The 24,471-nt window shown below is 60.9% G+C and carries 24 protein-coding genes; 8 read left to right on the top strand and 16 right to left on the bottom strand.

Features of this window, described 5'->3' with window-relative positions:
- Positions 1-14 precede the first annotated feature (14 nt).
- The 4 genes from QQK16_RS00800 to QQK16_RS00815 all read right to left on the bottom strand — a co-directional run bounded on the left by QQK16_RS00800 (position 15) and on the right by QQK16_RS00815 (position 6,721).
- Positions 15-950 carry a response regulator gene (locus QQK16_RS00800; RefSeq protein ID WP_284194526.1) on the bottom strand — a complete coding sequence of 312 codons (936 nt, stop codon included), beginning with the start codon at positions 948-950 and terminating at the stop codon, positions 15-17.
- Positions 947-4,249, bottom strand: coding sequence for a PAS domain S-box protein (locus QQK16_RS00805; protein ID WP_284194527.1), 3,303 nt, complete (start codon positions 4,247-4,249; stop codon positions 947-949). Before QQK16_RS00805 ends, QQK16_RS00800 begins: the two co-directional genes overlap by 4 nt.
- Before the next feature lie 21 nt (positions 4,250-4,270).
- The gene (locus QQK16_RS00810) at positions 4,271-5,041 is read right to left on the bottom strand and encodes a ParA family protein (protein WP_284194528.1); all 771 of its coding nucleotides are present in this window, start codon (positions 5,039-5,041) and stop codon (positions 4,271-4,273) included.
- Between the two features lie 120 nt (positions 5,042-5,161).
- Positions 5,162-6,721: a hypothetical protein gene (locus QQK16_RS00815; protein ID WP_284194529.1), complete on the bottom strand. Its 1,560-nt coding sequence runs from the start codon at positions 6,719-6,721 to the stop codon at positions 5,162-5,164.
- 168 nt (positions 6,722-6,889) lie between these two features.
- Between QQK16_RS00815 and blaOXA the strand changes: the two genes are divergently transcribed.
- Positions 6,890-7,687 (top strand): class D beta-lactamase, encoded by a 798-nt coding sequence (gene blaOXA, locus QQK16_RS00820; RefSeq protein ID WP_284194530.1) that lies wholly within the window; start codon positions 6,890-6,892, stop codon positions 7,685-7,687.
- Between the two features lie 99 nt (positions 7,688-7,786).
- Here the strand turns inward: blaOXA and QQK16_RS00825 are convergent, their stop codons facing one another.
- Complete coding sequence (locus QQK16_RS00825; protein WP_284194531.1) at positions 7,787-8,722, bottom strand: LysR substrate-binding domain-containing protein; 936 nt, start codon at positions 8,720-8,722, stop codon at positions 7,787-7,789.
- Positions 8,723-8,852: 130 nt separating this feature from the next.
- Between QQK16_RS00825 and QQK16_RS00830 the strand changes: the two genes are divergently transcribed.
- Both QQK16_RS00830 and htpG read left to right on the top strand, forming a co-directional pair.
- The gene (locus QQK16_RS00830) at positions 8,853-9,866 is read left to right on the top strand and encodes an NADP-dependent oxidoreductase (protein ID WP_284194532.1); all 1,014 of its coding nucleotides are present in this window, start codon (positions 8,853-8,855) and stop codon (positions 9,864-9,866) included.
- A 351-nt stretch (positions 9,867-10,217) separates the two neighbouring features.
- The gene (gene htpG / locus QQK16_RS00835; RefSeq protein WP_284194533.1) at positions 10,218-12,107 is read left to right on the top strand and encodes a molecular chaperone HtpG; all 1,890 of its coding nucleotides are present in this window, start codon (positions 10,218-10,220) and stop codon (positions 12,105-12,107) included.
- 64 nt (positions 12,108-12,171) lie between these two features.
- Here the strand turns inward: htpG and QQK16_RS00840 are convergent, their stop codons facing one another.
- The 5 genes from QQK16_RS00840 to QQK16_RS00860 form a co-directional block, all read right to left on the bottom strand.
- Positions 12,172-12,525: a hypothetical protein gene (locus QQK16_RS00840; RefSeq protein ID WP_284194534.1), complete on the bottom strand. Its 354-nt coding sequence runs from the start codon at positions 12,523-12,525 to the stop codon at positions 12,172-12,174.
- A 445-nt stretch (positions 12,526-12,970) separates the two neighbouring features.
- The gene (locus QQK16_RS00845; protein WP_284194535.1) at positions 12,971-13,303 is read right to left on the bottom strand and encodes a hypothetical protein; all 333 of its coding nucleotides are present in this window, start codon (positions 13,301-13,303) and stop codon (positions 12,971-12,973) included.
- Positions 13,304-13,353: 50 nt separating this feature from the next.
- Positions 13,354-13,575 carry a hypothetical protein gene (locus QQK16_RS00850; RefSeq protein WP_284194536.1) on the bottom strand — a complete coding sequence of 74 codons (222 nt, stop codon included), beginning with the start codon at positions 13,573-13,575 and terminating at the stop codon, positions 13,354-13,356.
- Between the two features lie 70 nt (positions 13,576-13,645).
- Positions 13,646-14,143: a hypothetical protein gene (locus QQK16_RS00855; protein WP_284194537.1), complete on the bottom strand. Its 498-nt coding sequence runs from the start codon at positions 14,141-14,143 to the stop codon at positions 13,646-13,648.
- Positions 14,133-14,957: a hypothetical protein gene (locus QQK16_RS00860; protein WP_284194538.1), complete on the bottom strand. Its 825-nt coding sequence runs from the start codon at positions 14,955-14,957 to the stop codon at positions 14,133-14,135. The genes QQK16_RS00855 and QQK16_RS00860 overlap by 11 nt, the downstream gene beginning before the upstream one ends.
- A gap of 338 nt (positions 14,958-15,295) precedes the next feature.
- Here QQK16_RS00860 and QQK16_RS00865 point away from each other — a divergent pair, with 338 nt between their 5' ends.
- Entirely contained in the window at positions 15,296-15,874 is a 579-nt protein-coding gene (locus tag QQK16_RS00865; protein WP_284194539.1) for a DUF5655 domain-containing protein, read from the top strand.
- 173 nt (positions 15,875-16,047) lie between these two features.
- Positions 16,048-16,893, top strand: a complete 846-nt coding sequence (locus QQK16_RS00870) for a UDP-2,3-diacylglucosamine diphosphatase (protein ID WP_308446968.1) — start codon at positions 16,048-16,050, stop codon at positions 16,891-16,893.
- On the opposite strand, the gene bufB is transcribed toward QQK16_RS00870, so the two are convergent.
- From bufB to QQK16_RS00890, 3 genes are all read right to left on the bottom strand, one after another.
- Positions 16,842-18,554, bottom strand: a complete 1,713-nt coding sequence (gene bufB / locus QQK16_RS21195; protein WP_308446969.1) for an MNIO family bufferin maturase — start codon at positions 18,552-18,554, stop codon at positions 16,842-16,844. The two genes, QQK16_RS00870 and bufB, sit on opposite strands and share 52 nt — an antisense overlap.
- A gap of 141 nt (positions 18,555-18,695) precedes the next feature.
- Positions 18,696-18,983, bottom strand: coding sequence for a BufA2 family periplasmic bufferin-type metallophore (gene bufA2 / locus QQK16_RS00885; RefSeq protein ID WP_284194540.1), 288 nt, complete (start codon positions 18,981-18,983; stop codon positions 18,696-18,698).
- Between the two features lie 166 nt (positions 18,984-19,149).
- The gene (locus QQK16_RS00890; protein WP_284194541.1) at positions 19,150-19,581 is read right to left on the bottom strand and encodes a DUF3617 domain-containing protein; all 432 of its coding nucleotides are present in this window, start codon (positions 19,579-19,581) and stop codon (positions 19,150-19,152) included.
- A gap of 111 nt (positions 19,582-19,692) precedes the next feature.
- On the opposite strand from QQK16_RS00890, the gene QQK16_RS00895 reads away from it, so the two are divergent.
- A complete protein-coding gene (locus QQK16_RS00895; protein ID WP_284194542.1) occupies positions 19,693-20,472 on the top strand; it encodes a zinc-dependent peptidase in 780 nt (259 codons plus the stop codon).
- Positions 20,473-20,506: 34 nt separating this feature from the next.
- On the opposite strand, the gene QQK16_RS00900 is transcribed toward QQK16_RS00895, so the two are convergent.
- Genes QQK16_RS00900 through QQK16_RS00910 form a run of 3 tightly spaced genes read right to left on the bottom strand, consistent with a single transcriptional unit; the run spans position 20,507 to position 22,007 of the window.
- Positions 20,507-21,016: an acyl-CoA thioesterase gene (locus QQK16_RS00900; protein ID WP_439954221.1), complete on the bottom strand. Its 510-nt coding sequence runs from the start codon at positions 21,014-21,016 to the stop codon at positions 20,507-20,509.
- Positions 21,013-21,645, bottom strand: a complete 633-nt coding sequence (locus QQK16_RS00905) for a chemotaxis protein CheX (RefSeq protein ID WP_284194544.1) — start codon at positions 21,643-21,645, stop codon at positions 21,013-21,015. Before QQK16_RS00905 ends, QQK16_RS00900 begins: the two co-directional genes overlap by 4 nt.
- Positions 21,642-22,007 (bottom strand): response regulator, encoded by a 366-nt coding sequence (locus tag QQK16_RS00910; protein WP_284194545.1) that lies wholly within the window; start codon positions 22,005-22,007, stop codon positions 21,642-21,644. Before QQK16_RS00910 ends, QQK16_RS00905 begins: the two co-directional genes overlap by 4 nt.
- A 156-nt stretch (positions 22,008-22,163) precedes the next feature.
- On the opposite strand from QQK16_RS00910, the gene QQK16_RS00915 reads away from it, so the two are divergent.
- Both QQK16_RS00915 and fumC read left to right on the top strand, forming a co-directional pair.
- Positions 22,164-22,931, top strand: coding sequence for a substrate-binding periplasmic protein (locus tag QQK16_RS00915; protein WP_284194546.1), 768 nt, complete (start codon positions 22,164-22,166; stop codon positions 22,929-22,931).
- Positions 22,932-23,002: 71 nt separating this feature from the next.
- Entirely contained in the window at positions 23,003-24,406 is a 1,404-nt protein-coding gene (gene fumC, locus QQK16_RS00920; protein WP_284194547.1) for a class II fumarate hydratase, read from the top strand.
- Positions 24,407-24,471: the final 65 nt, after the last annotated feature.

Here is a 24,471-nt window from a genome sequence, read left to right on the forward strand (position 1 = left end):
AGGCCACTCCCCACTCAAAGCCCACCCGCAAGCTGTTCCGGTGGCGCCAGCAGGATGGTAGCAATCACCACATTGCCGGCACCCTGGTAGGCCAGCGATTCAAAGCTCATGGCGCGGGCCATGGAGATGCCTCGGCCATTGGGGTCGAATGCGCGGGCGGGGTCGAAGTCGAGGAAGCGATTCCAGTCAAAGCCATCGCCTTCGTCTTCAATCTCCACCAGCAATCTGCCGTCCTGTCGGCGGGCTACGATCTTCACTCGCTTGCCTACATGTTCGGGCTGCTGTTGCAGGGCCTCAATTTCCTCGCGCCAGCGGCCAGATTGCATCATGGCTTTCTTCTCGGCATAGCCCACGCCCAGATTGCCGTGTTCGATGGCATTGACGATCAGCTCGGTCAGGCCCAGCACAGTACGCTCTGGTGCTGGCGTCAGCTTGCCCAGCAAGGCGGCGACCCGTTGTGCTTCATCCAGTGTGCCCAGCTGGAAGCGGGCTTCGCAGAGCATGGCCAGGCCATCGAGCGGTTGGGCAGCGGCCTGCTTGACCGAGCGGCGGGCGCGATGCTGTGCCACCGCAGCGGCCACAATCGCCAGCAGCATGTCGCGCTCGAATGGCTTGGTCAGGTAGTAGTAGGCGCCCGCCTCCATGCCCTCGCGCACGGCCTCGGGCGAGCCCACCGCCGTCTGCATCACCACCGGCAGGCCCGAAAGCTGCGGGTGGGCCTGCATGCGCTTGAGCACCTCCATGCCATTGAGGCCGGGCATCATGCGGTCCAGCAGCACGGCATCAAAGCTGTCGCCGGCACGGGTAAGCCAGTTCCATGCTTCCTCGCCATCCGATGCCAACTCGACGGCATAGCCGGCTTCGGTCAGGTGTTCGGCCAGGATTTCCAGATTGAAAGGCTCATCATCGACGAGCAGCAGGGTAGGCTGGGGTTTGTTGCTACCGGTCATGGATTTCCTCCTGGTCCGCTGCGTACGGCGGAATAGTCTACATCCCATTGTAGTTCGGGATTAGCGATCAACAGGCTCACCACAAAACGCGCGCCACCATCAGGCCGGTTCTCTGCCCGTATGCCGCCACCGTGGGCTTCGATGATCTCGCGTGAGATGGCCAGTCCCAGGCCTGTGCCACCCGCACCGGTCTTGGTCTTGGAGCTCTGGATGAACTTATCGAAGATGGTGGCCAGTTCATCCGGCGGAACGCCCACGCCCTCGTCATCCACGGCCAGCTGTATGCAGCCGCCCTCCTGCCAGGCGCTGAGGGTGACATTCCCGCCCTCGGGGCTGAACTTGACGGCATTTGAAACCAGATTGCGCAGCACCTGTATCAACCGCAGCGAATCCCCTTTCACCCTTGGCAGATCGTCCACCAAGGTGATGTGGATGCGCAGGCCGCGATCGCGCGCCAGCGGAATGAATTCGCTGGCCACCTCGCGCACGATGGGTGGCAGCTCCAGCGGCTGCATGTCGTACGTCATCTTGCCGGCTTCCAGCTTGGAGAGGTCGAGCAGGTCATTCAATATTTGCAGCAGACGCTGGCCGCTTTGGCGTATGCGACCAAAGTAGTGTGCCAGCTTGTCTGGCGCCACCTCGGTAGCACGCCGCTCGCCCAACTCGGCAAAACTCAAAACGGCGTGCATGGGCGTGCGCAGCTCATGCGACATATTGGCCAGAAATTCCGATTTGGCCATGTTCGCCGCCTCGGCCAGATCCTTGGCCACCCGCATGGCCTCTTCGCCGGCCCGCCGCTCGCCGATGTCCTGGTAGATCCAGATGGAGCCCGCCAGCGGGTCGGCTGGGTCGATGGCCTTGCCGAACGCTTCGCACAGCACCAGCCGGCCATCTGCCGCCCGGTAGCGGACTTCCAGGGTGACCACGTTGCCCCCCACCATGGGCAGGTAGGCCTCGTTCGATAGCCGCTCGAACGCCCCATCATCCGCAAAAAGCATGCGGATGGATTGGCCTATCAGGGCAGAGCGCGTATAGCCGAACAGCAGCTCGAAGGCGGCGTTAACCTCTAGTATGTTGCGCTGGCCCAGGAATACCGTGGGCAGCGGGCTGGCGGTAAACAGGGTATTGAGCTCAGCGGTACGCTCGCGCACCAGGTCTGCCAGATGATCGCGGTGGCGTATCAGCTCAGCCTCGATCTGTTTCCGGTCGCTGATATCACGCAGCATGACCAGCCACTCGCCCTCGCTGGCGGGAGTGACACGCGCTTCAAACTGGCGGTCGCCGTCGCCCAAGGGCAGGCTGTATTCAAAACTGCGCACCCGGGCGGGCCAACCGTCGGTCAGGGCAAAATCAAGCTTAATGGCAAACTCGCCCGGCAGCCGGCGGTAATGCTGGCCCACCACCTCGCGCGACAAACCGAATTCACCGCTGCCGGCACGGCCCCGGCAATCCACCACCACGCCGGTGTTGTTGAGCTGCAGCATCAGGTCGGGAATAGCCTCCAGAATCGCCACATTGCGGATTTCGGCCCGCAGCATGGCCTCTTCAGCCGCCTTGCGTTCACTGATATCGAGCAGCGAGCCCGCCAGCCCAGGACGATTGTCGAACAGGATGGGCTTGGCCGTGATGAGGGCATAGAAGCGGCTGCCGTCGGGGCGCTGCATCAGCACCTCGGTTGGCTTGCCGCCCGAGCGCTCGGGCGAGATCGCCACCGCCAGCGCCTCGCGCCAGGCACTGGCAATCAGGTCGTACAGGCTGCGGCGCTCGATCAAATCGACCGGGCTGTGGCCAAAATAGGCGGCAAAAGCCGGGTTTACATAACGCAGCTGGTCGTCCTGCAGCACATAGATACCTATATGTGCGGCGTCGAGAATGGCCCGGTGCTTGTATTCGCTCTCGAACAACATGCGCTCGGCCCGGCGCCGATCGCTGACATCGCGGATCACCCCGACAAAATAATGGCTGTCGCCCAGGGTGAACTGGCTGAGTGACAGCTCGACCGGGAAGGCGGCACCATCCTTTTTCTGCCCCAACAACTCGCGGCTGCCCAGTAGCCGATCCTGGTCCAACCGCAGGGTCGGCAACTCGTCGCCCCGGCTGCGTTGCACCGAGGGCAGCAACATGCCGATGTTGAGCCCCAGCACGGCATCCATCTCATAGCCAAACAGGCGCTCGGCCGCCCGGTTGAAGCGCTCGATGCGGCCCTGGTCATCAATCAGGAAGATGGCCTCGCTGGTGGTGTCCAATATGGTCTGCAAGCGCAGGCCATCACGCCGAGCCTCGCTGGCCGCAGTGCGGGCACGGGTGAGTTCCTGCTGCAGGCTGCGGTTCTCCAGCTCCAGCGGGCTCAGCTCGGTTTCCTCCGGACTGACTTTGCGCATCGCGAGCGCCGCCGCCAGCAGGGACAACAGCCCCCCCAGCAGCAGCAAGGGCTCGCGGCCCTGAGTGCGGGCTTCTGCCAGGGCTGATTCCACCAGCCTTGCCTCCAGCCGCCACTGCCGCCCGCCCAGGTTGACATCGCGGCTGGCCAGCAGACGCAATGGCAGCGCGGCGTTGTTGAGTTCGGCCGGGTAAAGCGGCTCGGCCCGTGTGGGGTCAGTCACATCGAACCAGACATCCTGGATAGCCTTGTTCTGCGGCAGGCTCAAGGCCACGTCAGCCGGGGTAATGGCCAAACCCAGCAGACGCGGAGGTTGCTCTTCGCCCTGCCAGCCCAGCAGCAGCGCTGCCACTCGCCCTCCTGCAGCGCGGTAAGGCGCAGACAGGCGGACCTCATGCACAGGCAAGCGCGACAAGGTGGGCGCCAGTTGCCGGTCTGCCGCCAGATCCAGCCCTATGCTGAACTGCGATGGCACCGACAGGGCACCATAGACGATGGGCAGGTAGTCACGCCGCGCGGGCGAGCGCACCTGCTGCCCCAGTGCGTTGCGGAAACGCAGGGAAAAATCCGGGTAGAGGCGGCGCCAGCGCGCCTCGAAGGCTGCCCTGGCTTCGCCCCCTACCGGCTCGGCGGCCAGCAGGGTATCCACCCCCGGCGTGCGCTGCAGCGCCGAAGCCAGCAGGGTGAACTGCTCGGGGGAGGGGTCAGGATTGAGTTTGAACAGGGCACGCATGCCCTCAATGCCTTCTTTCGCACGCCGCATGCCGTACTCGGCATTGGACACCCGCTCTATCGCCTCGCCCTGAAAATGGCTGAATGCCAGGCTCTCCATATGGCGGGCGCGCCAAGCGTCCAGGCCCGCCGTCAAGGCGAATCCCAGTAGCAGGCTAGCGACCGCCAGGGCGGCACGACGCCGCATCAGGGCTGCGCTGCAGTACGGCTAGGCCGACTGCAGTTCCTGGAACAATGCCAGGAATTCCTGGCTGAGTTTGTGACGCGCATCAAGATGTATCATAGGCAAGCCTCGATCATGCGATTCGCGGATCTTCACCGAGCTGGAAAGTTTGCTGTCCAGCACCGGCAGGCCTTCTTCCTTCAATTCGTTGACCAGCCGCTGTGGCAGGCTGGCCCTGGGTTGGAACTGGTTGACCACGATGCCTTCCACGATCAGCGCTGGATTGTGGTCAGCCCGTATCTCGCCGACATTGTTCATCAGGGTATAGAGTGCCTGGCGCGAGAAGTCATCACAATCAAACGGGATCAGGCAACCTTCCGCCGCGATCAAGGCGGACTGCGTAAAGAAGTTATAGGCCGGCGGCGTATCGAGGATGATCTCATCGTATTCCTTCGCCAGCTCATTGAGGGTGTCGCGCAGCTTGTAGATTTTGTGGCGTGATTCCAGCTTGGACTGCAGCTCACCGATTTCCGGGTGGGAGGGTATCAGGAACAGGTTCTCGAACGGCGTGGCGTGGACAAAGGCGCTGGCTGGCTTGGAAAACAGGCTGAAGTTCAGCGTCTGCTCAAAATACTCTGCCAGGGTGGGGCTGATTTCCTTGGCGGCATCGCCGAGCAGGTAGCGGCTGGAGTTGCACTGCGGGTCGATATCGATCAGCAGCGTCTTGCGTCCCTGGTGTGCCGCAATGGCCGCCAGATTGACTGCAATCGTGGACTTACCGACGCCACCTTTCTGGTTGAAAATGACCCGCTTCATGGCCTGCTCCGAAGTAATTGATTCCGCTGGATTCTATCAGCCTGCTGCAGCGCAGCAGTGAAGGACCTGCCTATCATTGTGGCAGTCAGGCAGACGGGTGTGGCTTTTTGGTCGCCGATGCTATGCACACCGGGTAGGCAGCCGCGACAGCGCCTCGCAAAAGTAGGCGCGGTCGCTCGCCGGCAGGCCGTCCAGCTCCCGCTGTAATTGCTGCACCGAAGCCTGTGCCGCCGCCACGGCACCGCCATGCAGGGCATACCAGGCATGCTCCAGGCGCAAGCCACAGCGTTGCAGCAGGCTGTAGCGTGCGCGGTTTTCCTGCTGTGCCGCTAGCAGCGACTCGGCCAGGGCCAGCCAACTGACAGGCAGTAGCGCCTGCGCATCCAGCCAGGGTAGCTGGCCGGCTTGCGCCAGGATGGTTTCCGGTACCAAGGGTTGATAGTTGCGAAAAGCCGCCAGCGAGGGCGACTCGGTACGGGGGCAATGGCCTCGGGCAATACGCATCAGGTAGATGGCATTCCAGGCCGACAGGGCGCCACTGCCCGCACAGCGGCATAGCCATTCGCTCAGCAGCAGCCAGCGCATGGCGGCTGGGCTGGCCGTCTGTGGCTCGCCGCAGAGACCTTCCTCGGCAAACAGCCAGATGGCCATGCCAGTATTGGCCGCCACCTGCTGCGCCGCATCGAATGAGCCAAACTCGAAGGCTGCTTCCAGGGCGCGGGCAAAATGATCGAGTGCCTGTTGCGCCATCTGCTTGCGCAGGGCCAGATCGGGCCCCTGCCCGGCAAGCGCCCTGGCTCGGGCAATCAGGGCGGCCAGGTTGTACCACTCAAAGCGGATGCGGGGGTGGTGGCGGACGACCGACGCCCTGGGCTCTACCTGGCGCATCTCGCGCAGTATGGCCTCGGCCTGCTCCGCCTCGCGCTGGCCCCAGGCCACCCAGGCCGACAGGATATGCTCCATGGCATCCAGGTAGCCGCTCTCCCCTGCGCCATCGTTCTTGAGCGTCCGGCGCAACTGGGCCAGCAATTGCCTAGCCGCTCCCAGGTCGTCCAGCCTGCGCCAGGCACTGGCTTCGCCCAGGGCAGCCAAGGCCTGCTGCAGGCCATTGCCAGCTAGCCCCGATGCTGCCTTGAACCCTGCCAGCGCGCCTCGCTCCTGCCGGCCGCCACTGGCATCCAGCACCGCCAGCAAACGGCCTTGACGTAAATCCTGCTGCGCAGCGGCCAGGGTCAGCCAGAACTCCACCCCCTGCTCTGCCGGCCTGGCGGACGGGGCGGCAGGGCGCGATTGCCCCAGGAAATCGGCCACCTCGCCCGGTGTTGCCTGCCGGCCTTCCACCGTCAGGCACAGCCTCTCCGCCTCGGCCTGCGGCAACCAGAATGGCCCCTGGCTGCGGCCATCGGGATTAAGAAAACGCGGATCGCGGCTACTGTCATCACCCCAGCCTGCCCGTATGCCCCAGCGGGCAAAATCGCGGTAGGCGCGACTCACCAGCATGCGCAAGCTGCGCGCAGCGGGAAACTGCTGGCGCAGCTCCGCCAACCGTACCAGGCCGCCGGGCTCGCCCCCCTGCCGAGCCTGGCACAGTCGGGCCAGCAGCCAGAGCGACTGGTGGGCTGCACGCTGCCCGCCTACAGTCTGGGGTACAGCAAGTTCTACAGTCAGGGCAATCGACATGGTGTTCCGGTTTTCCAGCAAGACCCGCCATTGTGCGGCCTGCCAGCCAGCCAACCAAGTTTGCGTTACAGACGTTACAGTCGTGGCCACAGTGACGCCCGATGCGCTCAATTTGCCTTAGCCGCCCTCTTAGCATGGGGCTACCCATCCACCACTAAGAGGTACACCATGCTTTACCCACTACGCCTACTGACCTTGATGAGCTGCCTGCTGCTGAGCCAGGCGCCGCGTGCGGCCGGTGTCGTCGAAACCGATGCCCTGCAGCGGCACTTCGACGCTGCCGGCCTCAAAGGCACTTTTGTGCTGTACGACGCCAGCGCCGACCAGCTGACGGTATACAACCCCAAACGCGCCGCCACGGCCTATACGCCGGCCTCCACCTTCAAGATATTCAACAGCCTGGCTGCCTTCGACAGTGGTGCGGTACGCGATGCCGACGAGATCCTGCCCTATGGCGGCAAGCCCCAGTGGCTGCCAGCCTGGGAGCGTGACATGCATCTGCGCGATGCCATGCGTCTATCCAACGTGCCTATCTACCAGGAGGTCGCTCGCCGCATCGGCCAGCCGCGCCTGCAGGCCTATGTCAAAGCAGTGGGTTACGGCAACGGCGATATCGGCACGGTGGTCGATCGCTTCTGGTTGGATGGCCCACTGGCCATCACCGCCGAGCAGCAGGCCCGCTTTACTGCCCGCCTGGGCCTGGGGCAACTGCCCTTCTCGGCCAAGGCCATGAGCATGACCCGCGATATCATGCAGCTGGAGAAGACCGCCGATTACACGCTCTATGGCAAGACTGGTTGGGCGACCAACAGCAAACCGGCCATAGGCTGGTGGGTGGGCTATCTGCAGCGGGGCGACAAGGTATACGGCTATGCGCTGAATATCGACATGCCCACGCTGGAGGACGCACCCAAGCGCATGCCGCTGGGCAAGGCCTGCCTGAAGGCACTGGGCCTGCTGCCGTAACGTCGTTTTATCACCAGCGGGCAGCAGTCATCGCAGCCCTGCCGCCTCCTGCGTGCCAGGCCAGTGCACAAGCTCGGCCTGATATGCCGCTCAGCACCGCTACGGCAATTCATGCCCCAGCATCTCCCAGGACTGGTCGGCTTCCAGCTGTGCCAGCAGGAAATCCAGCAAGGCACGGACGGCGGGCGAGAGGCCGCGCTGGCTGGCGTAGACCGCCTGCAGGCTGACCACAGGGAAGCGCCAGGCCGGCAACACCTCGACCAGCCGGCCCGCCTGCAAATCTGCCCGCACCAAGGGCTCGGGCATCATGGAGACACCCAGCCCATCTATCAAGGCACGGTGGCGCAGGCCGAAGTGCTCGCTGGCCAAGCGCGGTGGCAGGATGATCTCGGTGGGCACGCCGCCCGGCCCCCGCATGCGCCAATGGATTCGGCGATCCGCCTCGATGGCGCCCAGCGCCGGTAGCTGGAGCAGGTCGTCCGGCTGCCGTGGTGGTGCATAGCCGGCCAGCAGTTGTGGGCTGGCCACCAGGCAGGTGCCGTACTGCGCCAACCGCAAGGTGGGCCATTGCAGGTCTTCGTCATAGCTGGGCCGCACCCGCAGTGCCACATCCACGCCCTCTTCGATCAGGTCTACCCGCCGGCTGGTCAAGACCGTCTCCAGCGCCACCTTGGGATAGGCCTGCAAAAACGCGGCAAACACCCGTCCCAGGCCGGAATCCACCAGCACGCTGGGGCTACTGATACGCACCAGGCCGCTGGGTTCCTGCTTGAGGCTGGCGGCCACCCTGGCTGCCGCATCGGCCTCGCGCAGCAGGGCCTGGCTGTGCACCAGCACTTGCTGGCCGGCATCGGTCAGGGTCAGCTTGCGGGTGCTGCGCTGTATCAGCCGCACGCCCAGCCCGGCTTCCAACTCGGCCACCCGGCGCGACAAGCGCGACTTGGGTATGCCCAACAACCGGGCCGCTGCCGAGAAACCACCCGCCTCGATCACCTGGGCAAAATAGCGATAGTCATTGAGATCTGCTGTTTGCATGGCCTGGCCCACTTGCTTCATCAATAGAACAATACTTCCCAATATTGCCGTCTAGTTCGACTAGTGGTGCAAATATAGGATACGCCCTATCGAGCGCAACGCTGCGCACATCCAGATAAGGACGCGAAACATGAAAGCCATCGTGGTAACCCGTTACGGCAAGACCGAAGAGGTCGTGGAACTGCGCGACATGCCCGCACCCGTCGTGGGCCCACGCGACGTGCTGATCGAAGTGCACGCAGCCAGCGTCAATCCCATCGATTTCAAGATGCAGCAGGGCGAGCTGAAGGCGGTACGCAAGCTGCAGTTCCCCTACATCATGGGCTTTGATGTATCGGGCGTGGTCAAGGCCGTTGGTAGCGAGGTTTATGGCTTCCTGCCTGGTGAGGCGGTGTATTCGCGGGTGGATGGCGAACGCTTTGGCACCTTTGCCGAACTGGTGGCGGTGGATGAGCAGTTCGTGGCCCACAAGCCTGCACGCCTCAGCCACGCCGAGGCCGCCTCCCTGCCCCTGGTGGCCCTGACCAGTTGGCAAGCATTCGGCCGCGCTAGCCTGAAGGCCGGCCAGCGGGTGCTGGTGCATGCAGGTGCCGGCGGCATAGGCACCATCGCCATCCAGATCGCCCGTGCCCTGGGGGCCAAGGTAGCCACCACCACCAGCGCCAGGAATGTCGAACTGGTCCGCTCGCTGGGCGCCGACACCGTGGTGGATTACCAGCAACAGCAGTTCGATACCGTACTCAGCAACTACGACATGGTGCTGGAGACCCTGGGGGGCGACAACCAGCGCCGCTCCTTCTCGGTACTCAAGCCCGGCGGCATGCTGGTCAGCATCCTGGGGGTGCCCACGGCAGCCTGGGCCCGCAAGCAAAAGCTGCCCTTCTTCATGCCTTGGCTGTTTGGCTGGCTCAATCGCGGCAACGACAAGCTAGCGCGCCAGCACAAGGTGCAGTGGGACATGCTGCTGATGCAGCCTGACGGCCAGCAGCTGCGCGGCATCAGCGATCTGGTGGAAGCCGGCCTGGTGGCACCCGTCATAGATCGTGTCTTCCCCCTGGCCCAGGCCAAGCAGGCCCTGCTGCACAGCCAGAGCGGCCGTGCACGCGGCAAGATCGTGATCGAGGTCAAACCAGCTGCAGCATAAGCCCTGTACCTTTGTTGCCAGGGGGAGGAAAAGCGCGGCAAGCGCCCGCCCAAGGCAGTAGCACTGGGCCGGGTGGGCGGCTTCAAGCGTCTGTGTGCAGTCCATACCATGAGAAATACATATAGCATTAGAGAGAGAAGCTGGACTTAGAGTGTGGGGTGAGTGGCAAGGTTATTAGCGCGACTCACACCCCACCATGCCCAAGCAGTAACCTGATAGGCGTGCCGGGTGGCTGCCCCTCGCTCATGCCATGCCGCGCACCCCGCAACAGGGTGCTTGAAACCACAGCCGCCGCCCCCATCTGCTGACTCATCAGTCCCAAAACCCTGTTATCAACAAGGTGAATTTCTTATGAGCAAGCAAACCCTCGGTTTCCAGGCAGAAACCAAGCAACTCCTGCAATTGATGATCCACTCCTTGTACTCCAACAAGGAAATCTTCCTGCGCGAACTGGTTTCCAACGCCAGCGACGCCTGCGACAAGCTCAAATTTGAAGCGCTCAACAACGACGCGCTGTATGAGAACGACGGCAGCCTGCACATCGATGTGACATTCGACCGCGATGCCCGCACCATCACCCTCAGCGACAACGGCATAGGTATGACCCGCGAGGAGGTGGTGAACAATATCGGTACTATCGCCCGTTCCGGCACCAAGGCCTTTTTCGAGCAACTGAGCGGCGATGCCAAGAAGGACGCCAACCTGATCGGCCAATTCGGCGTGGGTTTCTACTCGGCCTTTATCGTGGCCGACCGCGTCAGCCTGACCACCCGCCGTGCCGGCGAGACCGCCGCCACCCGCTGGGAAAGCGAAGGCGCTGGCGAATACACCCTGGAAGACGTGGAAAAAGCCGGCCGTGGCACCGAAATCGTGCTGCACCTGAAGGACGGCGAAGACGAATTCCTGGATGACTGGCGCCTCAAGTCCATCATCAAGCGCTATTCCGACCATATCACCCTGCCCATACGCATGAAGAAAGGCAACAGCTACGGCGAGAACGGCGAAGTCATCGTCTCGGACGAGCTGGAAACCATCAACAAGGCCTCGGCCCTGTGGGCACGCAGCAAGAACGACATCAGCGAGGAGGAATACAAGGCCTTCTACAAGCATGTCTCGCACGATTGGGAAGAACCGCTGGCCTGGAGCCACGCCAAGGTGGAAGGCCGGCAGGAATACACCGAGCTGCTCTACCTGCCCAAGCGAGCCCCGTTCGACCTGTATGACCGCGAGCGCCGCCATGGCGTGAAGCTGTTCGTGCGCCGTGTATTCATCATGGAAGACGCCGAGAAGCTGCTGCCGCAGTACCTGCGCTTTGTGCGTGGCGTAATCGACTCCAATGACCTGCCCCTCAACGTCAGCCGCGAAATCCTGCAGCACAGCAAGGATATCGACACCATCAAGGCAGGCTGCGTCAAGAAGGTGCTGGGCCTGATGGAGGACATCGCCGAAAACCGTGCCGACGACTACGCCGCCTTCTGGAAAGAATTCGGCCGCGTGCTGAAGGAAGGCGTCGGCGAGGACATGGGCAACCGCGAGCGGATTGCCAGCCTGTGCCGCTTTGCCACCACGGCCAGCGATAGCGAAGAGCAGTCTGTATCGCTGAAGGACTACCTGGGCCGGATGAAGGAAGGCCAGGACAAGATCTATTACGTTACAGCCGACTCCTTTGCCGCTGCCAAGAACAGCCCGCACCTGGAAATCTTCCGCAAGAAGGGTATCGAGGTCCTGCTGTTATCCGACCGCGTGGACGAGTGGTTTGTCTCCTCGCTGACCGAATTCGACGGCAAGTCTCTGGCCTCGGTGGCCAAGGGCGGGCTGGATCTGGGGGCGCTGGAAGACGAAGCCGAGAAGCAGGCTCAGGAGACCAAGGCCGCCGACTTCAAGGAACTGACCGACAAGGTCAAGGAAGTGCTGGGCGACAGCGTAAAGGAAGTGCGGGTGACCCACCGCCTGACCGACAGCCCAGCCTGCCTGGTGGCAGAAGAGCATGGCATGAGCGGCAATATGGAGCGCCTGCTCAAGTCAGCCGGCCAGAACATCAGTGGCAGCAAGCCCATTCTGGAAATCAACCCCGACCATGTGCTGGTGGCCAAGCTCAAGAGCGAGCTGGGTGGCGAGCGCTTTGGCGATTGGTCCCACATCCTGTTCGACCAGGCCCTGCTGGCCGAAGGCGGCCAGTTGGAAGACCCGGCAGGCTTCGTCAAGCGCCTGAACGGCCTGATGCTGGCCATGTCGGCCTGACCCATCCCCGCTCCAGATAAAGCGCCCGCCCACGCGGGCGCTTTTTATATGCGCCGCTTATGGCCTATTTGCCCTTGCTGGCCAGCTCTATCCGCGCCGCGTATTCCTTGTAGGCCGCCGTCGCCGCATTACCGGCATCAATGGCCGCATTGGCCTTCTCCAGCTCCAGCTTTCGCTGCGCCTCGGCCGCCGCCACGATGGCATTCTGGCTCTGGATAAACGCATTCACACAGTCACCATAAGCCTGATAGAGCTTGTTGAACGCCTCGATCTTGGCCGGCTTGGCCTTGGCGCCAGGGAACTCCGGCTGCACGCAGTCAAGCTTGGCCGATGCTGCCGGCGTGGCAGCACTGCTGGTGGGTTCGGCGGCAAAGGCACTGCTGCACAGCAGGCCGGCAATCAGGATGGCGTAGCGCATGGTGAGTATCCGTAGTGGCGGGACAGAAAGAACCAATAAGATACCACTTCAAATCCACATCAAGCACCCGTGGGTGAGTTGAAGTGGCTTGTTGTGTTGTTTCTGTGCCAATGGGGCAGCGCGTAGCGGCCTGCATTGGGTGCACGGGATCGACTACCGGGTGGGTGCAGGGGCAGTGCTCAACTCAGATTGATGACAAGGGATTTTGGGGGCTGGAATGGGGGGCACACCCAAAACGAATGAATCAGGCAACGGAACTGTCATAGATTGAAGAGTCTTGGATGCTAGCATCCTTTGCCACGTCAAGGTTAATTAGGCAGCTTGGGGATAAAAATAACAGCCCCCCCTGGTCCGCTCCCTAGAATTTGTGAACCGCCACATGCAACTAGAACAGAGTGCAAGTTTCGCTAGCTCCCTGGCAGATCGTATCAATCTCTCTGCAGTATCATAGAGTGCGCACAATGACACCTTCACAACGCACCTTATAGAAGTGGACCTCAGTCATTCCTACCGAAAAATCGTTCCATTCAATTACCAGCTCCCCACCGCTTTCATTGAGTAAAAGAGTTAATATCTCACCGTCTGGGCTTTCCATTAGAAAATCCCCCGTATCAACACCATCACGAGTCAACCCCAGAACCCCGCAGAATTCCACTTCAACAGAACTGCTTACACCATCAACCTTGATTTCTTCAACTGATAAAAGGATAGCCCGATCACTTAGGCGTACATCGCGGACAGTTGACGCATGTAAGCAAATTTCGTGAAATTTTTTCATTTCACCCTCCCAAAAGTTATACCTATTTAGAAATGCCGCCCTTGCCTAAACTAGCCCAGCAAAAACACCACCCCATAACTTTCAGCCTTAGCCTGAAACTCATTCCTTAATGCCTCTGAAGCAAAACTCAGCACAACAGCTTCACCTGCTAAAAGCCGTTCAATCTCCCCCTTCGCCTTGACGAGAGATCCCGTAGAGTATTGCTTTACTGCCTTAATCAGCGATACCGTCTGCAACCCATGTTTCCATGAAAGCATTGTGAGCTCTGTCATAAACCAGTCCGAATAGTAATGATCTTGGCGCCCGCTCACGATAAGCAGGCTAGTGAGACGCTGCGGAACCTCACCTACTTCGATACGCTGTGACCGCCTTTTCTATATCGACATCCGGCACCACAGAATACACACCTTCATGATGAACAAAAACCACCTTTCTATCCTTTAGCAAAAAGAAAAGTACGTCGCCATTATTAAACAAACGCTCCGAATAGCTTTCAACATAACTAGAAACCATTGAAAACAGCTCTCCGCACCCGACCAAAAAAGCCACACCCTCCATATAGGAATACTCGCTTATTATCAACACATCGCCACTCGATTCAACCCCCATAGAAGTGAAGATATCCGCATCATTAAAGCAATGCCAACCCGGAACAGGAGGCGACTCTGGCAGAAAAAAGCTTAGAGCCACCTCCACCTCACCGCGCCTAATAGCCTCAACACAATAGGTCATCTCAACAATTGAAATAGCTTCTTCATATGAAATTTTCTCCACCAACAACCCCTTCATCTCCAACCAAACAGTATTGACACCTGGCCCCATTGCTTTACTAGTAGCCAACTTTGTAACGCCCCTGCTCCTTTGAGCACCATGCGCTAACCATTGCGTGAAAGGATGGGTTCTCATGCGCCAACGCAAGCTTTTCCAGCGCCTTGTAAATATCTTCAAAAAGCCAGCCGTTAGAATTGAGAGCAAACCAGGCGTCAGACAATCGACCTTCATCCATGTAGCGGGAAAATAACTGGCTCTTATTTATACCACTGTACCATAAAGGCCGATTTTCTTGCCTACGGATTTTCTCTTCGAGTGCCTCACCCAACTCCAAGGAACACGTACCTAACATACTCTCCTCGGTAAGAGTCATTGTGCCGCACGGAAAGTCACCAGTGTAAGTACGCTCATCGGGAACGCAGTTAAGTGGAGCATCAACCAGGAATTCGCGCAGTTGAAGGAGCGCCATCGGATCATCACCAGTCTCCAATGAGATATCCTCAATCAGTTCAATATTTTTTACGCCAAGCTCCGTTGCAAGCTGTTTTACTTCGGCAGACTTAACGTCAAAAATGGAAATCTCATTCAGCAACAAATAACAAGAAAGCTGCTCAAAGGTACGAGCAACCTCAGTTGAGCGGTAAAATACATTTACATAGCTTTGAACAAATGTTGGCTTTCTAGTACCAAACCAATGCTTCCACAAGCCTGTGTACATCATACCATCAGGATTACTCCAAAATGGGATGAGCGCCGGAGGATAGCCGTAGCACCGTGCCGGCTGTTCGTCAGAGCCATTTGGTATTCTAATAACTCCCGTAGCCAGGCCAATTGCTTCGATTGGAAACGCAAGCTCACGATACAAAATCAAATCTTCCTTCATCTTAACCCCGGCGCCATCACATTAATCTTTCTATTTAACACTACAACCATCACCGCCCTGGATACAGCACACGCTCCTACAAGGCTAGCCAGTACCACAATCCAATCGCTGAGTTGGCAATACCCATAAGTTTTGCTCGGCCGATCAACGGACTGATTTCGAGCTCCAGAATGGGTGGCCACTAACAACCAGATTCTGCCCTCGATGGAGCACCTCTGTTCAAAAAACTTGTATGGCCCGCGCCTGCTTTCTGGCGCCTGCGCTATCCCCGCCCACACTTTGGCCCTACACGCCCGCAACCACACACTAAGCTGGAATCACACCCCAGACAGGAGCCCATGATGAGCGATACCGCCAAGGCCCTGGCCACGCAATTGGCCAATATCGAGCAACGCAGCGGCAAGCGCCTGGATGAGCTGGTGGCGCTGGTGCGGCAGAGCAGCCTGAAAAAGCATGGCGAGCTGCGCGATATGCTGCAGCGTGAGCTGGGCCTGGGGTATGGCGATGCCAATACCCTGGTGCACCATGCGCTGCAGTCTGATGGCGGGAGCGCTGCGGCGGCCCAGGGCTTGTCGGGGGATGAAGTGCTCGATGGCCTCTACAGCGGGCCGAAAGCCGTGCTACGGCCCATACACAACAAGCTGATGGCGGCCTTGGCCAGTTTTGGCGAGTTTGAGACTGCGCCCAAGAAGACCTATGTCAGCCTGCGGCGCAAGAAACAGTTTGCCATGGTGGGGCCGGCGACCAAGACCTGTGTCGAGGTCGGCATCAACCACAAGAGTCTGAGCCCGACCGAGCGCCTGCAGGCACTGCCTGCGGGTGGCATGTGCCAGTACAAGGTCAGGCTGAGCCAGCCGGAGGAAGTGGATGAGGCGCTGCTGGGTTGGTTGCGGCAGGCCTACGACAGTGCGGGCTGAAGGGCGCTGTCAGCAGCCTCAACGTGTTACGAAACAGCTTTCCAGACCGGATTTTATCTTTTCATATCAAACACATGCTGCATCGCGGTTTGCCCCCCACCTTGCCTTGCCTGGAAGCCGAGGTTTCCGGCAAGGCACAGAGTCGCGTCAACGCCTTGTCACATTAGCGGGGCATGCTGGGTCGAGATCAACTACCTGGCCTGACCGTGAGCGAGCCCGCCAGCCACCACTACCGCAGTATCTGGATATCCGACGTGCATTTGGGCACGGCAGGATGCCAGGCATCCTATCTGCTAGATTTTCTCAAGCAGAACGATTCGGACTATCTGTATCTGGTCGGCGACATCATAGACGGCTGGGCGCTCAAGCGATCCTGGTACTGGAACCAAGAGCACAACGATGTCATCCAGAAGATACTGCGCAAGGCCCGCAAGGGCACCCAGGTGGTCTATATCGCCGGCAATCATGACGAGGTGGTGCGGCAGTTCATCGGCCTGGCATTTGGCGGTATCGATATCCAGGATGAGGTCATCCATACCACCGTCGATGGCCGCCGCCTGCTGGTACTGCATGGCGATCTGTTCGACGGGGTGATCCAGTGCGCGCGCTGGCTGGCCATCGTGGGGGATCATGCCTATACCGTCACGCTCAAGCTCAACCGCTGGTTCAACCATGTGCGGGCCAAGCTGGGGCTGGGCTACTGGTCGCTATCGCAGTTCCTCAAGCACAAGGTGAAGAAGGCGGTGAACTTTGTCAGCCAGTTCGAGCAGGCCGTGGCGCGCGAGGCCAAGGCACGGGGGCTGGATGGCGTGATCTGCGGCCATATCCACAAGGCCGAGATGCGCGAAATCGACGGCATACTCTATTGCAACGATGGCGATTGGGTAGAGAGCCTGACCGCCCTGGTAGAGACCTATGAGGGGGAGCTGAAGATTGTGACCTGGCAGCAGCTGGGCGCCAAGCCCGCTCAGGCGAGGTCAACCAGGGAGGCTGTGGGCGTAGCGGACACGCCGGCCTGATCGCTGGGCACGGTGCGGCTCAACAACGCGTCATCCCACCAGCTTGCCAGCCAAGCTGCCAGGCAAGCGGGGTCGGGCAGTGCCGGGGTGCCGCCCCAGGCGTCCGCCAGTTCGGCAATGCTGCAGCCTTGCTGCTGCAGCGTCATCAGAAAAGCCGCCTCCGCCTCGCCTATCGATCGAAAGTGCGGCTGCAGACCCTTGCGCCAGACCAGTATCTGGCGAGGCTGGGGCCAGCGTTCAGCCTCCGGTACGTCCTCGTCGGCGTCTATGGCCTGCCAGATGGCCAGGGCATTGCTGCGTACCGGCAGCAGGCTGACCGTAGGGTGCACGATGGCAGGCTGGCCCAAGCAGGCTTCAGCATCATCGCCCGCCATGGACTGCCTGTCCCAACTGGCCTGGTCGGCCGCGTCGAACACGGTGCGCAAGGCCCATTCCAGCCGTGCCAGATCGGCCAGCTCCAGATTGTCGGGGTAAGCCTGCGCCAGCACATCGGCCAGGCCCGCGCCATAGCGCCCCAGATTACGCTGCCGGGGTGGCTGGGCCGCTATATAGCGCGCCGCCAGTTGCTGGAACAGCTCGCTGCCCAGATAGGCTTCGGTCTTGCCATAACTATCCGCCAGTACTTCCAGCAGGCGTGCCCGGTAGGCGTGGTGGTAGATCGCCATCCCCGTCTCGCCCGCCAGGATGCCGTCAGGCGTGATGCAGTCCGGTATGCCTTGTAAGACATCGTCCAGCACCTGTGCAGCCACCTGCTGCTGGATCTGCAACAAATCGGCATATTGGGTAGCCTGGGCTTGCCACGCGGGCAAGGCGGGCACCACGGCACTGCTACTGCTGCAGTGCTCGGCGGCAATGGCGCGGGCTTGGTCCAGCTCCTGCAGCAAGTCGGCCAGGGGTGGGATATTGTCGTCGCGCTCTATCATGGTGGCCACCTGGCCAAAGCGCTGGCAAGCCTGCGCATAGAGCTGCCAGACCGGGGCGGCGACGGGATGATCGTGGGTATCGATGATGTGCTCATCCACCCGCGAATGGCCGGCCAGGTGGATCTGCCGCACCCTGTCCACGGGGATGCCCTGCAGATAGGCCTGGGCGGAAAAACCGTGATTGACGCTGCTGACATAGACATTGTTCACATCGAGCAGCAGCTCGCAATCGGCCTCGACCAGCACATGGTGGAGAAACTCCCATTCCTGTACCTGCGAGGCCCGGTAGCCTACATAGCTGGAGACATTCTCCAACACCAGGCGGCGCCCCAGCATGTCCTGGGCCTGCCGTATTTGCGCCACCAGCAGGCGGGCGCACTCTTCGGTATAGGGCAGTGGGTAGAGATCGTGAAGCACATGGGGGGCGAAACCGGTCCAGCACAGGTGATCCGACACCCACATGGGTTCCAGCCAGTCTGCCAGCTGCTTGATGCGGGCCAGATAGACCTTGTCCAGCCCCTGCGCACTGCCTATGGCCATGGCAACGCCGTGCATGGCCATGGGGTAGTCACGCCTGATGCGCTCCAGCATCACCAGCGGCTTGCCGCCCTCGACCAGAAAGTTGTCGCTGATGATCTCCAGCCAGTCGACCCGCTGGGGAGACTCGAGGAAATCCCGGTAATGCGGTGTGCGCAAACCCAGGCCAAAACCGGCTGGGGCGTGGGGTGGTTTGGACATGGCGGCAGAAACTCGGTGTAGAGGAAGATCGCTACGGCAACCGCCAGGCAGCCGCAGCGCAGGCAATGCGCGCTATTGGTGCGCTGCACCCGGGCCATGCCGCCGTCTGGCAGCCAGGGGCCGGGTGCCTGGCATGGCCTATTACAGGTCGCCTATGGTGCCGCCCTTGCTGAGGCATTCCTTAGCGGTCACGGCCTTGAAGCCATGGCCCTTGCAGGCATTCTGGCCTTTGCAGCCATGCTCGGCGGTCTTGCAGTCGCTATTGCCCTTGCAGTCGTGCACGTTGTAGCAGTGCACCTTGTCGTTGGCGGCAACGGCCTTGCCGGACGAGCCCTTGGGGGCATCGGCGGCCATGGCGCCAGCGGCCAGTGCCAAGGCGCCTGCGGCGAGGGCGAAGGAAGTGGCCGATTTGAGGGTACGTGCGTTCATGCTGTGCTCCTGAGAAAAGGTAGGGAGGTATCGGCGGCGCGGTATCGGGTTGAGTCGGCAACGCTGATTAGCCGGGGTTGCCGGCAGAGCCCGAACGCATCCACCGTGCACCTTGGTCTAGCCGCCCATGCATTTCTTACAAAGACTTTCACAATAATCACTGCAGCTATTTACAGTCGCCCAAACGCTTGGCGCTGAACTCGGTATTCATACGCATCCGTCCCTGCGGGCCCATGCTGTCCACGGTGGTCTTGCCACTGTAGCTGTCCGTGCCAAAGGTCATGCTGCCGCTGATCTCGCTGGGCTGGGCACCTGTGCATTTCATGCGGTAGACCATGGTGTTGCCTGTCATGCTGTTGCTCAGCATGGTGCAGGCCGGCGGCTTGCCATCCGGGCTCTTGGGCATGCTAGGGCGGCTCATGTTCTGGGCATCTTCGGGCTTCATGCATTGCTTGACGGTCGTCGGGGGGATATTGACCTTCATGCCTTCCATATTCATCTTGCTGGTAATGGACCACATGCCGGGCCGGATGGTGGGGTTGGCCCAGACGGCAGCAGTGAAGAGGATCAGGCAGGTATTGCGGGCGAGACGCGACATGACATGCTCCATACAGTAGGCCAGCGATGGCGGTATCCCACCAGTGTAGACCCCTCTTGTGTTTGGCAACTACGGCTGCATCTGATCGGTACTACTACTACCGATACCACCATGTTTAACTTCCTCAGTCGCAAACCCGAGCATGACCCGCTGGCCAACCCAGCCTGGCCGGAGTTAGGCCGGCAGATGCCTTTGCTGCAAGGCCTCAGCACAGAGGAGTGGCAAAGGCTGGAAGACCGCATGCGGCACTTCCTGAGCCACAAGGCCATCAGTGGGGCGCATGGCTTTGCGCTGAGCCAGAACCGTTTGCTGACCATCGCGGCGCAGGCCAGCCTGCCCATCATCAATCTCGACGATACGGCCTACCAGGGCTGGCACGACGTGGTGATCTACCCCGGCGCCTTTGTCAGCCGCGAGGCCTGGCGCGATGAGCAGGGTCTGATGCATGAGGGGGCGCAGAATGTGTCGGGCATGGCGCGTAGCGATGGCCCCATCCTGCTTTCCTGGCCCGATAGCCGCCAGGGGCCGGCACTGGATGGCCGCAATGTGGTGATACACGAGTGTGCCCACAAGCTCGACATGCTCAATGGCCGCGCCGATGGTTTTCCGCCCTTGCATGCCGGCATGGTGCAGGCCGATTGGAGCCGTGCCTTCGAGCGGGGCTATCAGGATTTTCGCCGCAGGGTGGACTACGGCGAGCCGGTACGTATCGACCCGTATGGCGCGACCAATCCGGCCGAGTTCTTTGCCGTGCTATCCGAATACTTCTTTGAGTTGCCGCACCTGCTGCATGCCGAGTACCCGGCCATCTACGAGCAATTGCGCCAGTTCTACCGACAGGACCCTGGCATGCGCCTGCCGGTACTAGGCCTGGATGAGAACGACTGGTAGGCGAACCGGCCAAGCACGCCTGGGCGTAGCCTGATCAACCCGGGGCCTTGGCCTGGCTGGTGCCCTGCTTCATGGCTTCGCGCTGCTCGGCATAATCCAGCCGGTGCTGACGTCTGAGCTGGGCCTCGCTATAGCGCCGACGGGCTTCGGCACTATCCAGTGCCAGCGGTGGCACTGCAACGGGCTTACCGTCGTCGTCTACCGCCACCATGGTAAAGAAACAGCTGTTGGTATGGCGTACGCTGCCCTGGCGCACATGCTCGGCCACTACCTTGATGCCGATTTCCATGGAGCTGCGGCCGGTGTAGTTGACGCTGGCCAGAAAGGTGACCAACTCGCCCACATGGATGGGCTGGGCAAAGGTGACCTGATCCACCGACAGCGTCACCACATAGCTGCCGGCATAGCGGCTGGCGCAGGCATAGGCCACCTGATCAAGCAGTTTGAGTATGGCGCCACCATGGACGTTGCCCGAGAAATTGGCCATGTCCGGTGTCATCAGCACCGTCATGCTCAATTCATTGGGGCGCATGGCGTCGCTCATCCGTGATTGACCGCCGCCCCCAGGTGCCCCAGGAACCGGTCGACCCCGTTGCGCAAGCCATCCAGCGAGGAGACACCCAGCAAGAACGCCAGATAGCCTTCAATGCGTTTGGTTTCGAGCAGAAACTGTATGTGCAGGAACAGTACCTGGCATTCCGGCTCGGCCCCCCGCTGCAGCAGCACATCTACCCCCTTACCGCTGCAAAGGCTGGGGAGCGAGTAATCGAAATCCTCGGCCATGATATCGGCCAGGGCAGAGAGGCAGGCGGTCAGCAGTACATTGCCTACCTCGGCCAGAGCATCTTTGGTCAGCGCTTCGACATCCACCGGCTGCTTCAGCGAATTGAGCATCAGGCGGACCACTTCTTCGCCATCGTCGTCGGCAAACATCAGCAGGGCATCGCCATCAAAGCTGCCGGCAAAATGCTGAGCCACGGCATCCACATGGCGCCACTGCGCCCAACCTATACGGTCATTCAATTCAGCTAGCCGGCAAAACCGCATGGCCGGCACCGACAGGCTGACCTCTTCGCCCACCAATCCACTCATGGCAGCCGCAGCTCGCCCTACGCTGATATTAAAAATCTCGCATAGCGCATCATGCTGCAGCGGGCTGAGGTAGTTGTTCATTCGCCCTCCACCAACTCCAGCAAACGGGTAATGGTGGCTTCGGTCACCGGTTTCTGCAGAAAGTGCATGCCCAGGGTCTCGGCCCGCTGCCGCACACTGCTCTGCACATTGGCCGTCAGCACCACCACGTGGATACCCGGCCGTATCTGCAGGATGCGTTCACCAGCAGCCAGGCCGGACATGCCGGGCATATTCACATCCAGCGTCACCAGCTCTATGGGCTCACGCTCAGCCACCGCGATGGCCTCGTCGCCATTGGCTGCTTCAAAGAAAACCCAGCCAGGGCGCATCTCCTCCAGATAGGCGCGCGCCAGCATGCGCGACACGCGGCTATCGTCGACAATCAGTACCGGCTTGCTCATGGGCAGACACTTTCTGATAGGGCAACAATTGCGATACTTGCATCATAGTGCATACACCATAGCAAGCCAGCAAGACCGGCCGGAACCATTTAATACTGCCAATTGTCGGCAAACACACTAAACCTCAATAACGGGAATTACGGATCGCACACCACCATGCGTCGCCTTGCCGCGTTATTGCTTCTCTGGCTTACCCTGGCATCAGCCCAGGCGCGTGAACAATTCACCGTCTGCTTCGATGACTGGGCGCCCTATGCTGCCTATACCCCGGAGCGGGGCCACTACGGCATCACGGTGGCATTGATGCGAGAGATATTCAACGACATGGGCCTAAGCCTCAAGCTGCAATCGGCCACCCAGAGCCGCTGTGTGGCAGCAGCCCATGCAGGCCGCATCGACATCATGCTGTTTGGCGACAAGGAAGCTCTGCCCGCCCACTGGCTGGCCACCAATATTCCCACCGAGTTCTGGCTAGTGGGTGCCTGGGTGCCGCAGCAATCACCCCTGCAGCGCTATGAGCAGTTGGCACAGTTCAACGGCCTGCGGGTCGCCATGGTGACCGACTATATCTACCCTGCGCCCATACATGGCTACCTCGGCTGGCACAGTGTCATGGTGGGGGACGCCATAGATGGGGTACGCCAGCTGGCTGCGCGCCGGGTAGACGTCATGTTCGACGACCTGATCTGGATGCGCCAGGTTGCCAAAAGCAAGAAGCTGAAGATACGGATGTTGCCGCCGCTGATTGCCGCACAACCGCAGCAGCATTTTTACAAACCCCACCTGGCCCCCTTGTTCGAGCGCTATGAACAAGAGGTACAGGCCCGTATCAAACGCGGCGAGCTGGATGCAAGCTATCGCGCAGAACTGGGCATCAGCTACGACGCGCTGCGCCGGGGTGACTACGCTGGCGCAATACAATAGAATTATTCTCATCTAGCCCTACACCCCTAACTGGGTGGGGCTTCTCGCGTACGCTTTCAGGACAATCCCGCATGAGCCAGCATCGCACCGAAACCGATTCCATGGGCGCCGTTGACGTCGCCGCCGACCGATACTGGGGGGCGCAAACCCAGCGTTCCATCCATAATTTTCCTATCGGTGTGGACCGCTTTCGCTGGCAGCGGCCAGTCATCCGTGCGCTGGGCTTGCTCAAGCGTGCCGCCGCCGAAGCCAATGCCGAACTGGGTGAACTGGCGGCCGAACCGGCCCGGCTGATCGTGGCGGCAGCCGACGAGGTCATCGCGGGCAAACTGGATGACCACTTCCCCCTGGTGGTATTCCAGACGGGCTCCGGCACCCAATCGAACATGAATGCCAACGAGGTGATCGCCAACCGTGCCATCGAGCTGGCCGGTGGCACGCTGGGCAGCAAGCAGCCCGTGCACCCCAACGACCATGTCAATCGCGGCCAGTCGTCCAACGATACCTTCCCTACAGCCATGCATATTACGGTGGTTGAGGAGCTGGCACGCCGCCTGTTTCCCGCCGTAGGCCAGTTGCGCGATGTACTTGCCGACAAGGCGGCCCAGCACGCCGGCCTGGTCAAGACCGGCCGCACCCACTTGCAGGATGCCACGCCCATTACCCTGGGGCAGGAGATCGGCGCCTGGGTGGCACAGCTGGATTTTGGCCTCGCCACCGTACAAAGCGCCCTGCCGGGCTTATACGACCTAGCCATCGGCGGCACCGCCGTTGGCACGGGCCTGAATGCCCATCCGCAATTCGGCGATCGCACCGCCGCGCACATCGCCAAGCTGACCGGCCACCCTTTCCGCGCTGCTGCCGACAAGTTCTTTGCCTTGTCAGCCCACGACGCCTTGGTCAATACCTCGGCCGCTTTGCGTACCCTGGCCGGCGGCCTGATGAAGATGGCCAACGATGTGCGCTGGCTGGCCAGCGGCCCGCGCTGTGGCATAGGCGAGCTGACCATACCCGAGAACGAACCGGGTTCGTCCATCATGCCCGGCAAGGTCAACCCCACCCAGTGCGAAGCCATGACCATGGTGTGCGTACAGGTGTACGGCAACGATGCCGCCGTGGCCTTTGCCGGCAGCCAGGGCAATTTCCAGCTCAACGTCTACAAGCCCGTCATGGTGCATAACGTGCTGGAGAGCATCACCCTGCTCAGCGACGCCTGCGATGCCTTCCGCGAGCATTGCGCCATAGGCATCGCCCCGGCGCTGGCGCGCATCAATGAAAACCTCGACAAGAACCTGATGCTGGTCACCGCCCTCAACCGTCATATCGGCTACGACCGCGCCGCCGAGATCGCCAAGAAGGCCCACAAGGAGGGCACCACCCTCAAGGCCGCCGCCCTGGCCCTGGCTTACCTGACCGAGCAGCAGTACGCCGAATGGATGGTGCCGCTGGAAATGACGCGCCCCAGCACGAATTGAGCGCCTGTGGTGGACTCCAGCCATCACTGGGTGACGATGAGCTAAGCTGGGCCTGTACTCGGTAG

It is taken from the genome of Chitinimonas prasina (assembly GCF_030160395.1).
Lineage (GTDB): Bacteria > Pseudomonadota > Gammaproteobacteria > Burkholderiales > Chitinimonadaceae > Chitinimonas > Chitinimonas prasina.

Excerpts from the sequence above, each read along its gene's own strand:
- QQK16_RS00800 (WP_284194526.1), bottom strand. The coding sequence starts at position 950 with ATGACCGGTAGCAACAAACCCCAGCCTACCCTGCTGCTCGTCGATGAT.
- QQK16_RS00805 (WP_284194527.1), bottom strand. The coding sequence starts at position 4,249 with ATGCGGCGTCGTGCCGCCCTGGCGGTCGCTAGCCTGCTACTGGGATTC.
- QQK16_RS00810 (WP_284194528.1), bottom strand. The coding sequence starts at position 5,041 with ATGAAGCGGGTCATTTTCAACCAGAAAGGTGGCGTCGGTAAGTCCACG.
- QQK16_RS00815 (WP_284194529.1), bottom strand. The coding sequence starts at position 6,721 with ATGTCGATTGCCCTGACTGTAGAACTTGCTGTACCCCAGACTGTAGGC.
- blaOXA (WP_284194530.1), top strand. The coding sequence starts at position 6,890 with ATGCTTTACCCACTACGCCTACTGACCTTGATGAGCTGCCTGCTGCTG.
- QQK16_RS00825 (WP_284194531.1), bottom strand. The coding sequence starts at position 8,722 with ATGCAAACAGCAGATCTCAATGACTATCGCTATTTTGCCCAGGTGATC.
- QQK16_RS00830 (WP_284194532.1), top strand. The coding sequence starts at position 8,853 with ATGAAAGCCATCGTGGTAACCCGTTACGGCAAGACCGAAGAGGTCGTG.
- htpG (WP_284194533.1), top strand. The coding sequence starts at position 10,218 with ATGAGCAAGCAAACCCTCGGTTTCCAGGCAGAAACCAAGCAACTCCTG.
- QQK16_RS00840 (WP_284194534.1), bottom strand. The coding sequence starts at position 12,525 with ATGCGCTACGCCATCCTGATTGCCGGCCTGCTGTGCAGCAGTGCCTTT.
- QQK16_RS00845 (WP_284194535.1), bottom strand. The coding sequence starts at position 13,303 with ATGAAAAAATTTCACGAAATTTGCTTACATGCGTCAACTGTCCGCGAT.
- QQK16_RS00850 (WP_284194536.1), bottom strand. The coding sequence starts at position 13,575 with ATGACAGAGCTCACAATGCTTTCATGGAAACATGGGTTGCAGACGGTA.
- QQK16_RS00860 (WP_284194538.1), bottom strand. The coding sequence starts at position 14,957 with ATGAAGGAAGATTTGATTTTGTATCGTGAGCTTGCGTTTCCAATCGAA.
- QQK16_RS00865 (WP_284194539.1), top strand. The coding sequence starts at position 15,296 with ATGATGAGCGATACCGCCAAGGCCCTGGCCACGCAATTGGCCAATATC.
- QQK16_RS00870 (WP_308446968.1), top strand. The coding sequence starts at position 16,048 with ATGCTGGGTCGAGATCAACTACCTGGCCTGACCGTGAGCGAGCCCGCC.
- bufB (WP_308446969.1), bottom strand. The coding sequence starts at position 18,554 with ATGTCCAAACCACCCCACGCCCCAGCCGGTTTTGGCCTGGGTTTGCGC.
- bufA2 (WP_284194540.1), bottom strand. The coding sequence starts at position 18,983 with ATGAACGCACGTACCCTCAAATCGGCCACTTCCTTCGCCCTCGCCGCA.
- QQK16_RS00890 (WP_284194541.1), bottom strand. The coding sequence starts at position 19,581 with ATGTCGCGTCTCGCCCGCAATACCTGCCTGATCCTCTTCACTGCTGCC.
- QQK16_RS00895 (WP_284194542.1), top strand. The coding sequence starts at position 19,693 with ATGTTTAACTTCCTCAGTCGCAAACCCGAGCATGACCCGCTGGCCAAC.
- QQK16_RS00900 (WP_439954221.1), bottom strand. The coding sequence starts at position 21,016 with ATGAGCGACGCCATGCGCCCCAATGAATTGAGCATGACGGTGCTGATG.
- QQK16_RS00905 (WP_284194544.1), bottom strand. The coding sequence starts at position 21,645 with ATGAACAACTACCTCAGCCCGCTGCAGCATGATGCGCTATGCGAGATT.
- QQK16_RS00910 (WP_284194545.1), bottom strand. The coding sequence starts at position 22,007 with ATGAGCAAGCCGGTACTGATTGTCGACGATAGCCGCGTGTCGCGCATG.
- QQK16_RS00915 (WP_284194546.1), top strand. The coding sequence starts at position 22,164 with ATGCGTCGCCTTGCCGCGTTATTGCTTCTCTGGCTTACCCTGGCATCA.
- fumC (WP_284194547.1), top strand. The coding sequence starts at position 23,003 with ATGAGCCAGCATCGCACCGAAACCGATTCCATGGGCGCCGTTGACGTC.